13 protein-coding genes and 2 pseudogenes are annotated in these 13,639 nt (G+C 67.8%); 7 read left to right on the top strand and 8 right to left on the bottom strand.

Annotation, left to right across the window (positions count from 1 at the left end; all coding sequences use genetic code 11):
- Positions 1 to 84: 84 nt before the first annotated feature.
- The 3 genes and pseudogenes from EV651_RS43215 to EV651_RS42230 all read left to right on the top strand — a co-directional run.
- Positions 85 to 189, top strand: a pseudogene (locus EV651_RS43215) (NmrA family NAD(P)-binding protein); the annotation flags it as partial.
- Positions 173 to 571 (top strand): annotated as a pseudogene (locus EV651_RS43210) (NAD(P)H-binding protein); the annotation flags it as partial. The pseudogenes EV651_RS43215 and EV651_RS43210, both read left to right, overlap by 17 nt.
- Before the next feature lie 76 nt (positions 572 to 647).
- Positions 648 to 845: a hypothetical protein gene (locus EV651_RS42230; RefSeq protein ID WP_238156692.1), complete on the top strand. Its 198-nt coding sequence runs from the start codon at positions 648 to 650 to the stop codon at positions 843 to 845.
- Between the two features lie 13 nt (positions 846 to 858).
- On the opposite strand, the gene EV651_RS06340 is transcribed toward EV651_RS42230, so the two are convergent.
- The 3 genes from EV651_RS06340 to EV651_RS06330 form a co-directional block, all read right to left on the bottom strand.
- Positions 859 to 1,254 carry a nuclear transport factor 2 family protein gene (locus tag EV651_RS06340; protein ID WP_133782955.1) on the bottom strand — a complete coding sequence of 132 codons (396 nt, stop codon included), beginning with the start codon at positions 1,252 to 1,254 and terminating at the stop codon, positions 859 to 861.
- On the bottom strand, positions 1,251 to 2,501 hold the full coding sequence (locus tag EV651_RS06335; protein ID WP_238156691.1) for an MFS transporter: 1,251 nt from the start codon (positions 2,499 to 2,501) through the stop codon (positions 1,251 to 1,253). The genes EV651_RS06340 and EV651_RS06335 overlap by 4 nt, the downstream gene beginning before the upstream one ends.
- Positions 2,502 to 2,592: 91 nt before the next feature.
- A complete protein-coding gene (locus EV651_RS06330; protein WP_133782951.1) occupies positions 2,593 to 3,072 on the bottom strand; it encodes an NUDIX domain-containing protein in 480 nt (159 codons plus the stop codon).
- Between the two features lie 18 nt (positions 3,073 to 3,090).
- Here EV651_RS06330 and EV651_RS06325 point away from each other — a divergent pair, with 18 nt between their 5' ends.
- Complete coding sequence (locus EV651_RS06325; RefSeq protein WP_133782949.1) at positions 3,091 to 3,834, top strand: hypothetical protein; 744 nt, start codon at positions 3,091 to 3,093, stop codon at positions 3,832 to 3,834.
- On the opposite strand, the gene EV651_RS06320 is transcribed toward EV651_RS06325, so the two are convergent.
- Positions 3,809 to 4,642: an SDR family oxidoreductase gene (locus EV651_RS06320; protein WP_133782947.1), complete on the bottom strand. Its 834-nt coding sequence runs from the start codon at positions 4,640 to 4,642 to the stop codon at positions 3,809 to 3,811. The two genes, EV651_RS06325 and EV651_RS06320, sit on opposite strands and share 26 nt — an antisense overlap.
- A 104-nt stretch (positions 4,643 to 4,746) precedes the next feature.
- Here EV651_RS06320 and EV651_RS06315 point away from each other — a divergent pair, with 104 nt between their 5' ends.
- Entirely contained in the window at positions 4,747 to 5,439 is a 693-nt protein-coding gene (locus EV651_RS06315) for a DUF4389 domain-containing protein (protein WP_133782945.1), read from the top strand.
- Here the strand turns inward: EV651_RS06315 and EV651_RS06310 are convergent, their stop codons facing one another.
- Positions 5,440 to 6,819 (bottom strand): FAD-binding oxidoreductase, encoded by a 1,380-nt coding sequence (locus EV651_RS06310; RefSeq protein ID WP_133782943.1) that lies wholly within the window; start codon positions 6,817 to 6,819, stop codon positions 5,440 to 5,442.
- Between the two features lie 122 nt (positions 6,820 to 6,941).
- Between EV651_RS06310 and EV651_RS06305 the strand changes: the two genes are divergently transcribed.
- Together EV651_RS06305 and EV651_RS06300 are read left to right on the top strand one after the other, a co-directional pair.
- Positions 6,942 to 8,165 (top strand): lactate racemase domain-containing protein, encoded by a 1,224-nt coding sequence (locus EV651_RS06305; protein ID WP_133782941.1) that lies wholly within the window; start codon positions 6,942 to 6,944, stop codon positions 8,163 to 8,165.
- A gap of 22 nt (positions 8,166 to 8,187) precedes the next feature.
- A complete protein-coding gene (locus tag EV651_RS06300; RefSeq protein ID WP_133782939.1) occupies positions 8,188 to 9,639 on the top strand; it encodes an NAD(P)/FAD-dependent oxidoreductase in 1,452 nt (483 codons plus the stop codon).
- 94 nt (positions 9,640 to 9,733) lie between these two features.
- On the opposite strand, the gene EV651_RS06295 is transcribed toward EV651_RS06300, so the two are convergent.
- From EV651_RS06295 to EV651_RS06285, 3 genes are read right to left on the bottom strand one after another with little or no spacing between them, the layout of a single operon-like run.
- Positions 9,734 to 11,680 carry a PEP/pyruvate-binding domain-containing protein gene (locus EV651_RS06295; protein ID WP_133782937.1) on the bottom strand — a complete coding sequence of 649 codons (1,947 nt, stop codon included), beginning with the start codon at positions 11,678 to 11,680 and terminating at the stop codon, positions 9,734 to 9,736.
- Between the two features lie 54 nt (positions 11,681 to 11,734).
- Positions 11,735 to 12,310, bottom strand: coding sequence for an AAA family ATPase (locus EV651_RS06290; protein WP_166658513.1), 576 nt, complete (start codon positions 12,308 to 12,310; stop codon positions 11,735 to 11,737).
- A 24-nt stretch (positions 12,311 to 12,334) separates the two neighbouring features.
- A complete protein-coding gene (locus EV651_RS06285) occupies positions 12,335 to 13,453 on the bottom strand; it encodes a hypothetical protein (protein ID WP_133782933.1) in 1,119 nt (372 codons plus the stop codon).
- Positions 13,454 to 13,639: the final 186 nt, after the last annotated feature.

The raw sequence follows: 13,639 nt of genomic DNA, 5'->3' as shown, positions 1-13,639 counted from the left end.
GGGCAATATGCCATCCGCAGGCTGAGCCCGCCTCGCATTTTCCCCGCTTCTTGCGCGAAACGGCGGCAAGGAGGACTGTCGGCGGTGGGGGTGGGTCCGACGATTCTGGTCGTTGGCGGGACCGGGGAGTTGGGTGGGCGGGTTGTCCGGCTGCTGCTGGAGCGGGGGCTCGGTGTGCGGTGCCTGGTCCGGCCGGCGAGTGACGCGGCGGGGCTCGAGAAGGCTGGGTGCGGAGGTCGCGCGGGGCGATCTGACGGACGCCGCGAGTCTCCGCGCGGCGTGTCAGGACGTGGACACCGTGGTCTCGACCGCGACCGCGATCGTGCGGCGGCTCAGCGGCGTACGTGGTCCCTCGATCCACGAGATCGACGAACTCGGGACAGCCGCGCTCGTCGACGCCGCCGAGGAAGCCGGCGTACGACGGTTCGTCTACGTCTCGTACGCCGGGATCGGCCCGAGGGTCGGGACACCGCTGGAGCATGCCAAACTGGCGATCGAGGACAGGCTGCGGCGATCGGCGATGCGCGGTGTGATCGTCCGGCCGGACGCGTTCCAGGAGATTCACCTTGCTCCGTTGGGCCGCTTCGATGTTGCCAACGGCAAAGTTGCGGTGATCGGGTCCGGGGACGCGAAGGTGCGTACAGCGGATGCCGGCACCGGTCGCCCGCCTCGCGGTCCGGCTGCTGCGGCGGCGCAACGACGCGCTCGCATCGGTCTTCGGCGGCGGCCTGCTCCAGTACGGACCGGACGCCACCTGGACCGACGAACCGCTCCGCAGCCGCGGCATCACGCCCCGCTCCGCCACCGACTACCTCCGCGACCAGGTGAACCACCTGCCCCGATAGGCGATGACAGGACCTAATCCATCCGGTCGGCGTGGCGGTGGAACACCTTCCAGGTGCCGTCTTCGCGTCGGTAGAGCTGGGTGACACGCAACGTGTAGGAGGTCGGTTCGCCCTGCCAGGTCGTGGACGTGTGCTCGTAGCCGATCGTGTAGGCCAGGTCGTGGTCGACATCGGCCGAGACCAGCTCGAACTTGTACGACGCGCAGTCGGCGAAGTTCTCCTCGAGCCGCCGGAAGACGATCTCCGCGTCCGTGGCCGTCGTAGCGGTCAGCCAGGCTCCGAAGACGGTCACCGGATCACGCGTCGACCAGATGGCTCGTCGCGGATCGGCGTCACCGTTGTGGATCGCCACCTCGGCATCCCGGAGCTCGGTCTCGACCCACCGCAGGAAGTCTGTTCGTTCGCTCATGATTCCCTCCCTTTCCCCGAGGGAACCTCGCCGAGCGCCGCCCCGCCAGGGTTCGTGTTCCCGCCGGCCCGGGATATCGCCGCGTAGACCGGGACCCAGGAGACCGCGATCATCCCGCCGGCGATCAGGAGGCTCGTCCGTGCGCCGAACGCCGTACCGAGGACGCCGCCGAGCAGTGCGCCCAACGGGAACAAGCCCATCAGCAGGAAGCGCATCGTCGCGTTGACGCGGCCGAGCAGTTCCAGCGGTACGACGCGCTGGCGAAGCGTCACGCTGGTGATCGCGTAGATGAGCTGCCCGAACTCACCGGCCGCGAGCCCGATCACCGCCAGGACCGTCAACCGGCCGGGCTGGGCGAACGGAGTGAGCAGGCCCAGTACGCCGGCGAAGACGAGCGACACCCAGATGATCCGCTCCGGACCGAACCACCGCGCCAGCCGTGGCGTCAGCGCGGCCCCGAGCATCGCCGCCACCGACCCGACCGCCAGTACGATCCCGACCCACGTCGGGGTCAACCGCAACGTGCGCACCAGGAAGACCAGGTTCACGGCCGACGCGACCGCGAACGCGAAGTTGTTCACCGCGCTCGTGACCGCGATCACCCGGATCGCGCGGTGCCGCGCGACGTACGCCAGCCCCTCCCGGATCTCAGGCCACAGCCCGCGCGACTCACGCCGTACGACGTGCTCCTCCGACCGGATCGCCAGCAGCGACACCGCCGACACGACGAACGAGACGGCTTGGATCAGTACGACGTTCGCGGCGCCGATCGCGGTCACCAGCCACCCGCCGGCACCCGGACCCGCGACCTGGCCCGAGGCACGGATCGTCTCCAGCGCGGCGTTCCCGGCCAGCAACCGGTCCTTGCCGACCACCGCGGGCAGATAACTCTGGTAGCCCACGTCGAAGAACACGCGCGCGAACCCGGCCAGCAACGACACCACCATCAGCTGGATCAGCGACAGGACGCCGAACGCCGCGGCGACCGGGATCGAGACGAGCAGCCCGGCGCGGACCAGATCGCTCGCCACCAGGATCGGGCGCCGACGGCAACGATCCACCCAGGCACCGGCCGGCAAACCGATCAGCGCGAACCCGATCGTGCTCGACGCCGACACCAAGCCGAGCTCGAACGGCGTGGCGCCCAGACCCAGCACCGCCAGCAGCGGAATCGCCACGCCGCTGACCTGCGCCCCGAACTGACTGGTCGTCTGTCCGACCAGCAACCACCGAAAATCCCTCGTCACGACAACCTCCACAGAACCGGATGGGAACCCCACCCGCCTGCAGAATTCGTCGCTAGGGGTGGGGAACATTACCGGCCCCCGCAGCACGAGGTCAATGAGCCTGGAACAGACCGGTCTCCCGGAACACGCCGTACAGTCGCAGGACGACCTCGGTCGGCGGATGCATCGGTCCAGGCGGAGCCGCGAAGAATTCGGCCTCGACGACCTCGTCCTCGCCACGTCGCAGCGTGCCGGTCCAGCGGCGCGCCTCGAAGCAGAGCGCGAAGCACTGGACGACGTCGCCGTTCGGGTAGGTCAGCGTGTGTACGTCGGCGCGCGACAGACTCGCGAACGGGACCAGGTCCTCCTCCGCAACAGTCAGCCCGGTCTCCTCGGAGAACTCGCGGGCCGCCGTACGACGGAAGCTGTCGCCTGGTTCTGCCCCGCCCGCGGGGAGCTCCCACAGACCGGAGTCGCGACTCCTCTGGAACAGGATGCGATCGTCCGCGTCGATCGCGAGGACCTGCGCCCCGGGCAGCAACAGCAGGCGGGAGCCGACGTCGCGGCGGAGCTGGGCGAGGTAGGAGTCCACGGATGAGAGGGTAGGGCCGTGGACTGGGTGCGGCGGCGGGCGGGATCCCTGCTGGGGTTGGGTTTGATCGGCGGGCTGGTGTGGACGACGGTCGTCACACTGTCGATGCCCGGCTGGTACGCCCCGGGTGAGGACTGCGCGCGCAAGGTCGGCGCGGTCGACGCGGTCCCGCGCACCAGCTGGTTCCCGCCGTCGGCGAGCTGCGTGTCCGGCGACGAGGTCCGCCAGTACATGTCGACCACCCGCTCCGTGGTCCTGTCCGTCGTCGGCGTACTGCTGCTGCTCCTGATCGCCGCTGGCCTGATCCTGACCGTACAACGACTGACCGGCGCGGCCGGCCCGATCAGGACCGGCGACGACCTCAAGCGCCGTCGGCGCTCGCACCTGACGTTCGGTGCACTGGACATGGGTGTCGCGTTCGCGTTCGTCACGTTCCTGAACGCGGTCGCGATCGTGTTCGGCGGACTCCCCGGCGCGATCCTGTTCATCCTCACCGCCCTCGTCGGCCTGAGCGCGTTCGGCACGGTGCTCGACCGGCACATGGGCCCGCTTCCGAGCAGCGCCCTCGAGTCCCGCCGCCGCGGCACAGTCGCCGGCCTCGCGACGTTCGGCATCGTCTTCGCCGCAACCGCCGTCTCAGGCCAACTCCCCTTCTTCCGCTTCTGGGCAGTCCCCCTCAGCGCCATCGCGTACGCCGCAATCGCCGCAGCCCAATGGTCGCGCGTCGTGGAACTGGCTACAGACCGACCAGCTCAGCGCTGACCGCCCAGAGGCGTGCCGCAACCGATTCATCGTGGCTGCGCCGAGACGATCGCGCCGGTTTGCTGTTGACGAAGTACTGCCCGGTCGTCTGCTCGAGACCAGGCGCCGACGCGACATGGATCGAGGTGGCAGCACCACCGGCCGGGGACTTCATGAACGGGCGCAGAAGCGGCACGAACAGCCGCTGCACCCGTCCCGGGTCGTCGGCGCCGAACGCCGTACTCACCAAGCCCGGATGTACGGCGTTGGCGGTGATCGCCTTGGCCCGCAACCTTCTCGCCAACTCGTAGGTGAACAGCACGTTGGCGAGCTTGGACTGGTTGTACGCGCGCGAGCCGGAGTACGACCGGGTGCCCTGCAGATCGTCGAAGTCGATCCGCCCGAGCGAATGCGCGTTGGACGCGACCGTCACGACACGAGCCGCGGTGCCCTCTTCGAGTCGCTCGAGAAGCAGCTGGGTCAGGAGGAACGGCGCGAGGTGGTTCAAGGCAAAGGTGTGCTCGAGACCATCCGCGGTCAGGTGCTTCGTGTTCCAGTAGCCGCCGACGTTGTTGATCAGTACGTCGATCCGCGGCTCGCGCCGGAGCACCTCGCCGGCCAGCCGCCGGACCTCCGACTGGACGGACAGATCCGCGACGAACACCTCGACGGACCCACCGGCCGCCCGGATCTCGCGCGCCGTGTTCTCGGTGCGCTCCACGCCGCGGCCGGTGATCAGCACCCGGGCGCCCATCGAGGCCAGGCCCAGCGCGGTCGCCTTGCCGATTCCCGACGTACCGCCGGTGATCAGAACTGTCGTGCCGATCATGCGTTCAGCATCCGCTCCCCGTGCGGTTCTGTCCATTACTGTGGACTTCAACGTTGACAGGGATCTTTCCGCCGGAGATCGTGAGCTCGAGGGGGCTGGTCGTCATGGCGGGATCTGTTGCGTATCCGGTGCATGTGAACGCTGAGCTGGATCCGGGGACTTCCAGGTGGTTGTGGCTGGTGAAGTGGATCCTGGCGATCCCGCACTGGTTCGTGCTGGTGTTCCTGTGGATCGGTTTCCTGGTCGTCTCGGTGATCGCGTTCTTCGCGATCCTCTTCACCGAGCGCTATCCGCGCGGGCTCTTCGACTTCAACGTCGGCGTACTGCGGTGGTCGTGGCGCGTGAACTACTACGCCTACGGCGCGCTCGGCACCGACCAGTACCCGCCGTTCACGCTCGCCGAGGTCGAGAGCTACCCGGCGCAGCTGACCGTCGACTATCCCGAGCGTCTTTCCCGTGGCCTGGTCCTGGTGAAGTGGTGGCTGCTCGCGATTCCGCACTACATCATCGTCGGCATCTTCGTCGGCGGGGGATCGTGGGCGGCCAACCGATCCGACGACTGGGAGTGGAGCCTCGGCGGCGGCCTGGTCGGCGTGCTCGTCATCTTCGCGGCCATCGCCCTCCTGTTCACCGGCACCTACCCGCGGTCGCTCTACGACCTGATCATCGGCCTGAACCGCTGGGCCTTGCGGGTCTCCGGGTACGCCGCCTTGATGACCGATGTCTATCCGCCATTCCGCCTCGACCTCGGCGGATCCGATCCTGTCGTCGAGGCGCCACCCAATGAAGGCGCCTGACTAGCAGGGCCAGCCGGGCTCGATGTTCTGGTTCAGGTGGAAGACGTTCTCGGGGTCGTACTGGCACTTGATCCGCGCCAGCCGCCGGTAGTTCTCCTCGCCGAACCCCGCGATCACCCGGTTCTGGCCCTCGTGGCCGATGAAGTTCAGGTACACGTACCCGGTCGCCCACTCGGCCACGTCCGAGCACACGTCCCGCGCCCACCTGATCCCGCGTGCGTCATCGGCCGGATCGGACCACAGCCCGAACGGATGCACGACCCACGCCGCCTGGCGATGCGGCTGCGGCCACTTGTCCGCACCCCGTTGTACGGCGCCACCCCACGGCACGATCGCCTGTTGCGACGGTGACGGCGAGATCATGTCCGCCGCGCGGCCGGCGAACGCCTCGACCGCGGGATCGGGCAACGACGCCAGATGTTCCGCGGACCAGTAGTTCCGGAACCCCGGCGGATCGTCGAGCGCCGATTGAATGTCGGCGTACGGCATCTCGGCGACCAACTCGGCCTCCGGTTCCAGCGCGAACAGCGGTGCGAACACGTCACGCAACTCCGCCTCACTGCCGGCGTACACTGCAGCCGCACCCACGATCAGCTGCCCCTGCAGGTGCGCGGGCACGAACTCCTCCGGCGGCCCGGTCAGGTAGATCACGCCACCACCGAGCTCTTCGGGCGCGCCCGACTCGATCAGGTCCCGGTACGCGCGCAGTACCGCGGGACCCGCCGACGCCGGCCACATCAGCAGCGCCAACGTTGTCGAGGGCAACTGCTGGAGATGGAACGTCAGCGACGTCGCGACCCCGAAGTTCCCGCCGCCGCCGTGCAACGCCCAGAACAGCTCGGTGTTCTTCGTCTCGTCCGCGATCAGCAGCCGTCCGTCCGCGGTGACGAGCTCCACCGAGATCAGCGCGTCACAGGCGAGCCCGTACTTGCGTTCCAGCCAGCCGGACCCGCCGCCGAGCGTCAGGCCCGCGACCCCTGTCGTGGACGCCCGCCCACCGGTCGTCGCCAGCAGGTACTTCTGGCAGGCCCGATCGAGGTCTCCCCAGGTCGCGCCCCCGCCGACCCGCGCGATCCGGGCGAACGGATCGATCTGAACGCTGTTCATCCGGCGCAGGTCGACGACCAGGCCGCCGTCGGTGACCGCGGTCCCGGCCACCCCATGACCACCGCCGCGGACCGCGATCTCCAGCCCTTGAACGGCGCCGTACCGCACCGCCGCCTGGACGTCGCCCACGGACTCACACTGGGCGATCATCGCGGGGCGCTTGTCGATCATCCCGTTGAAGACCGTGCGCGCCTCGTCGTACGCCCCGTCGGTGTCGCGCAGCAGCAGTCCGCCGAAACCCGGTGGCCGCAGCTGTTCGATGAGTTCGGACATGATGGATCTCCCCCTTGCTCACTCCCCCAGGTGATCCACCGATCGTCCACCGCGGCACCCGCCGGGTCAACGCCCCCGAGACGATCTGGGCTCACTCGCCGTACGTCGGTAGTGTTCGAGGTGTGACTGATGCGGCGGTAATCGGTGGTGTGGGTCAGGTCCTGACCGAGGACGAGGTGACGGCGTTCATCGGCAGCGTCCTGGCCGGCGCGGGTCTGGAGGGCCGCAGCGTCTGTGTGATCGTCCCGGACGCCACCCGCAGCTGCCCGCTTCCCCTGCTCCTGAAGGCAGTCACCGAGGCCCTGAAGAACAGCCAGGTCACGATCCTGGTTGCCCTGGGCACTCATGCCGAGATGACGCCGGACCAGCTCCGCGAGCACCTGGGCGGCGACTACCCGAACGTGATCAACCACGAGTGGTGGAAGCCCGACACGTTCGCCGACCTCGGCACGATCAGCCCCGACCGGGTCGGTGAGATCTCCGACGAGATGCTCCGCGACGAGGTCCCGGTCCGGCTCAACCGTGCCGTCGTCGAGCACGACGTGGCCCTCGTTGTCGGGCCGGTGTTCCCGCACGAGGTGGTCGGTTTCTCCGGCGGCAACAAGTATTTCTTCCCAGGGGTCGCGGGGCAGGAGGTCATCGATTTCTCGCACTGGCTCGGCGCCCTGATCACCAGCGCGAACATCATCGGTACGCCGGGAGTCACCCCGGTCCGCGCCCTGATCGACGAGGCCGCCGCACTCATCCCGGCCGAGAAGCTCGCGCTGTCGGTGGTCGCCCAGTCCGGGACGGACGCCCTGCACGCGGTCGCGTTCGGCGACACGATCTCGTCCTGGCGCGCGGCCGCCGAGATCTCCGCGCAGACCCACGTCCGCTATCTGGAGCATCCCGTCCGGCGGGTCGTCTCGGTGATGCCACCGAAGTACGCCGACATCTGGACCGCGGCCAAGGGCTTCTACAAGGTCGAGCCGATCGTCGCGGACGGCGGCGAGGTGATCCTCTACGCGCCGCATGTCACCGAGCTGGCCGCGATGCACCCCGAGATCGAGGAGATCGGCTACCACTGCCGCGACTACTTCATCGGCCAGTGGGACAAGTTCCGCGACCTGCACTGGGGCGTCCTCGCGCACTCCACGCACCTGCGCGGTGCGGGCACCTGGGACCCGGTGAACGGCGAGCACCTCCGTGTCCGGGTCACGCTCGCCACCGGCATCCCCGAGGACGTCGTACGCCGGGCCAACCTCGGCTACCTCGACCCCGCCACGGTCGACCTGGCCGAGTACGAGTCCGACCCGGAGACCTTCGTCGTACCGAACGCCGGCGAGACCCTCTACCGACTTCAGTGACTCGCCGGTAACCTCAGGCGCTATGGCTGAGGTCGTCATCATCGGGTCCGGGTTCGCCGGGCTGTGCATGGGAATCAAGTTGCAGCAGGCCGGGTGTGAGGACTTCGTCATCCTCGAGAAGGCGGACGACCTCGGCGGCACCTGGCGGGACAACACGTATCCCGGCTGCGCCTGCGACATCCCGTCGTACCTGTACTCGTTCTCGTTCGAGCAGAACCCGCGCTGGACGCGGATGTTCGCGCCCTGGGACGAGATCCTCGCGTACCTGCGGCACTGCGCGGACAAGTACGGCATCGCGGACAAGATCCGGTACGGCGCCGAGGTCACCGAAGCCGTCTTCGACGAGGCGACCGGCCACTGGACCGTCACGGTCAACGGCGACGAGACGATCGAGACCCAGGCGCTGGTGGCCGGCGTCGGCAGCCTGCACCAGCCTCGGTACCCGGACCTCCCGGGCCTTGATGGGTTTGCCGGTACGACGTTCCACTCCGCGCAATGGGATCACTCGGTGGACCTGCGCGGCCGCAACGTCGCGGTGATCGGGACCGGCGCGTCGGCGATCCAGTTCGTACCGCAGATCGCTCCGCAGGTCGCCCAGCTGGACGTGTACCAGCGGACGCCGCCGTGGGTGACGCCGAAGCCGGACCGCGCGATCGGCCGCTGGGAACGGAGGCTGCACCAACGGTTCCCGGCCGGCCAGCGGGCGATCCGCAACGCCGTCTACTGGGGTCTCGAGGGTCGCGGCGCCGGCTTCGCGGGCAGCCCGAAGTTGATGAAAGGCCTTGAGCTACAGGCGAAACGACACCTGCACAAGCAGGTCACCGATCGTGAACTGCGGGCGAAACTGACCCCGGACTACCAGATCGGCTGCAAGCGGATCCTGATCTCGAACGACTACTACCCCGCGCTCGCCCGGCCGAACGTCGACCTCGTCACCACCCCGATCAGCCGGGTCGCCCCGACCGGCGTGGTCACCGCCGACGGCACCGAACGAGCCTGCGACGCGATCGTGCTCGGCACCGGGTTCGACGTGTCGGCGAACCTGACCCGGATGCCGATCCTCGGCAAGGACGGCGTCGACCTCGCCGACCACTGGAAGCGCAACGGCATCGGCGCGCACCTCGGCATCACGGTTGCCGGGTATCCGAACCTCTTCCTGCTGGTCGGCCCGAACACGCTCCTCGGCCACTCCTCGATGGTGTTCATGATCGAGGCCCAGGTCCGGTACGTGATGCAGGCCCTGCACCTGCTGCGGCGGCGCAACGCGTCGTACGTCGAGGTCCGCGAGGAGGTCCAGGAGCAGTTCGTGGACACCGTCCAGGGCGAGCTCGGCTCCACGGTCTGGCAGTCCGGCTGCACGAGCTGGTACCTGGACGCGGCCGGGCGGAACTCCACGATCTGGCCGGAGTGGACCTTCGCCTACTGGCGCCGCACCAGAAGACTCGACCCCGCCGACTTCGCGGTCGTCCACTAGGTAGCAGACGATGACGGCGGAAGGCTCGGGATATCGGCGCTGAGGAACCGGTCCCGTCGCATGGCTGTGACGGCGTCGCCCGGGACGGTTTTCGTCAGGTTTGCACGGGCGCTCTGAGGTGGAGGCGACCGTTGTCGACGATGGCGAGGTGCCCATCGCCTGCCTGGTCAGGCAGGTCGGCGACGATGGCGGGCACGCGGTCTTCGCGGAGGAGGATCGCCAGATGGCAAAGGTCGGATCCGCCGGCGAAGACGAATCCCGCGACATGCCCGATGAGTCGCGACAAGATCACGTAGGGGCGGTCCGCATAGACGATCGGAGGTGTCGGGAGTTGGGCGATGCGTTCGAGCAGGCTGGCGATGTAGTGGCTTTCGGGTACGTCGGCGTCGCCCTTGATCGACACGATCGGTGCGATCGACAGGCGTGTCAGGGCCCCGTCGTCCGGCAGCATCAGTAGCGGTCCTTGAGCTGCACCGCCGCTGAGCGTGCTGCCGGAATAGCTGCTGGCCAGGCTGTTTTCGGTGGTCGAGTAGTCGATGAAGTGCGGCACCTGCCCGTCGTGAACCCATTCGAGATAGGTGCCTGGGTAGAGCTCGGTCAGGGTTTTGGTGAAGGTGGCAACCTGCCGCAGTTGGGCGAGGCTCCAAGGTTCCGGTGCCTCGAGTGCGGCCCATGAGTGCTGATCGTCCAACGGAGGTAGGTCGAGCGAGCTGGGGCTGGTAAGGCCGCGGTTGATGGCCAGCAGGCCCTCGGCGGAATGCTCCATCGTTGTGGACCGGTCGTGGTTCGTCCGCGTGACGGCGCCGGAGGTCCCGCGGATGAATGGCCGCAGGAGAATCGTGTGCCGGGCGTGTGGATCGCCCTGCAGGTTCAGGACAGTGCTCAGGAACCGTGCCAGGTCAGCGGCAGGCAGGATGTTCTGGCGTGCGGACGGGCCGAGATCGACGATGACTTCCCCGGTCAGTCGGTCCCACCACTGCGGCCGCAAAAGCGGGTCCTTGAGACCGGTTCCGTTGAGAGTGATCAGCCAGCCGTCATCGACGGTGACGCCATGCCGGAAGGCGAGACCGAAGGCCGGACTGCGCTTGGTAGTCACACTGATATAGACGTCCGCACAGTCACCGAGCTCTATGTCGGCTGGAAGCTGCTCGCTGTAGTACAGCGACGTCGTGGCGAAGACCGGTCCGGCAGGGGGAACCACGGACAGGGCGGCGGTGACCGGCCTGACTTGGAGCAGCCGCAGCCCACCCGGGTGCCATGCCCATTCGAGGTCGACCTCGTGACCTAAGTGGCTTCGCAGTTCGCCCGCCAGGGCGGCTATCTGGTCGTACGGCGGCGGCGGAACGGACTGGCCGGTGATGTCGTAGCGGTGAGCTGCGGTCAGGCCGGAGACGAGGTGTTCACCGGTGCCGACGGTCGCGCAGACCAGAGTTCGGTCTTCCTGGGTGAACGCGACGCCGGCCAGGTCGGCATCCACCATCTGCTGGAGGATGACCGCGATCCGCGGTGCGGGGTCGGCGTCTCCTGCTCGGAGCCGGGCCAGGACGGCTCGCGGGCTGTAGAACGATACCCAACAGGCGATGACCGCTTCGGCGACGTCGGCGAGTGTCGTCAGGTTCAGGTACGACTCGTACAGGCCGGCGTGGCTTCGGGCGGTGCCGTCTTCGACGAGGCTGGAGGACCTGACGGCCCACGGACCGCCGTCGGCGCACCAGCCGGCCAATGCCTTCCACAGCGCCGACGGCAACGTGAGTGACTCCAGGGTCGCAGCGAGCCGGGTGTCGAGGTGGATCAGTTCGTTGCCGGCTGTGGAGGCCACCTCGTGAAACAGCTCCGCCAGCGCAGTGGTGCGGGAAGGCCCGAGCGCGTCCGTAAAGGCGCCGGCCGGGATGGCAGCGGCGTGTGGTACGGCGGCGTGCCCGTCGAGCCGGTCGGCCACCGCGGCAAGGTTCGCGAACTTCGCTCCGACGACGGTCATGTCGCGACCAGCCGTCGAGTCGAGCCCGAAGAGGAGATGGAACTGCTTCACTGAGGTGTTCATGGAGTTCACGGTGTGGTCCTCGCTGTCCAGCTCAGGGGCTGGACGCGCAAGCCGCTAGTCGGGCGGTTGGGCCAGCCACTTGGTGAGAAGGGTGTCGACCTGGTCGTGCAGATCGCGCGGCGCGAGCGCTGTAGTGTCGACGCTGTAGTCCGCGCAGATCGTGTCGTAGCCCCAGGTGGCGTTGGAATCAGGAACGACGGTGTGGTCTCCGCGAGCGTGCAGCCGCTGAGCACGCACCTCGTCGGTGCAGGTGACATGAACGAATGCGAACCGGTCGGCCGCCAGCCTGGGGTAGTCGACGGCCGCGTCGCGAAGGTCGTCGTTGATGACGACGGAGGTTGCGGCTTGTGCGACTCGAGTGAGGAAGTCGTCAGCTAGATAGTTTGGGTTGATGCGGCGCAACCAGGTCGCCGCGGTGCGCAGCACGTCGTTGTCATGCTCCCACGGTCCGATTGGTCTGCCGGCCGTTGCGTAGATATGGCGCTGGATCCGGTAGAGCGGTTCGGCGAGCTTGATGATCTGCACGGTGTGCCCGCGCGCTTCCAGACCGGCTTTGAGGGCTGCGGCGACAGTGGACTTGCCTGAACCGGCCAGCCCGTAAAGGGCCAATTTGCGCGGCGGCACACCCACGGACAATCCCCTTCTGGACGCTGTTCACGTCGGCTGCATTCCGGCTGCAGGACGCAGCCAGGATAGCTTCGACAAGTGATCCTCCAGGCTGGCCACACCGTGGTCGGCCAGGAACGCCCGAGTGAAAGCAACCAGTTGTTCGTATTCGCTGTGCAGCAGGCCAAGGTCGACTGGGCGCAGCGTTCGGGTGCGGACGTACTCGACCTCGACCTGGTGCAAGGGATCAACCAGCCCGACGCGGTCTGTACACCTGTCGAGCATGATCGAGAAGACGTGGCCGGAGGCCAGCGACTCCAGCAGGACGTTGTACCGGACTCTTCGGTAGACCTCTCCCCAGGCCGGCCGCAGCCCCCAGCGGCCGGCGATCACGGCGGGTAGGTCTGGGTTCGGCCCGAGCACCACTGCATCGATCAGGTCCTCGTGACGCATCTCGGCATCGGCGATGAACCTCTTGCGGCGGATGATCCAGGTGCCGTTCACTGCCGGGATGAACGCGATGTAGCCGCGATCGACCCGAGGCGTGGTGATCTCGAACAGGTGGTTGTCGAAGTCCCATTGCTCGAATCCGCCGTTGTTGCCGTGTTCGCAGATCCAGTCCTGCAGGCCACCGTCGCGAACGGCGTCCAGGATCAGGGTGGTCAGACGCCACAGGTCAGGCTGGCCCTGGAGTGTGAATTTGTACTCCAGCTCTTGACCGGGCAGTGCGTTGACGAACCAGCGTTGATGGTTGACCGCCTTCGGCCCGCAGGCACGGTGACGTTCAGCCAGTTGGCCGGTCCAGATGACCTGGTTCGTGCTGGACAGATCGCCGGTCAGCGTGGGACCTGGCAGCACGACGAACAGGACATCGTCACCGGTGAAGGACTGCTGGGTGTACGGCGTCCACCGGCCGTCGACCGCCCGGAGCAGGAACAAGGGTGCCAGGCCGCGACATTGCTCGCGCATCGGTGTATCGAGCGTTACGACCGCGGTGTTCGCTGCGGCGGTGAGTGCGTCCGGGGCGACATCTATGGCTACGGTCACGGGCTCGGGATCTTGGGGTTCATGACGAAGGCCGGCCGGCCCGGCCAGCAGAACGGATCGCTCGGCCGGGGCAATGCCGGTGCTGGTTGAACGGGTCAGGATGATGGGATCGGTCGTCATCGGTTCCGCTCCTCGATGTGGTGTCCGGATTGAGTTTGGTGTCGGTGAACGGGCGCAGACACAGGGATCAGTACGCCCGCCCACCGAGCTCGGGCGGGGTCCTCAGCTGCCCGGGACAAGCGCCTCGCCGCGCCAGGGGCACAGGTGAGCTGAGGACTCCGGATTGGGGCGGGCCTGCGCCGGGCG

The organism is Kribbella sp. VKM Ac-2571 (assembly GCF_004362255.1).
GTDB classification, from domain to species: Bacteria; Actinomycetota; Actinomycetes; order Propionibacteriales; family Kribbellaceae; genus Kribbella; species Kribbella pratensis.
Note: the sequence above shows the minus strand (reverse complement) of the source record. Positions and strands in the feature narration are given on the sequence as shown.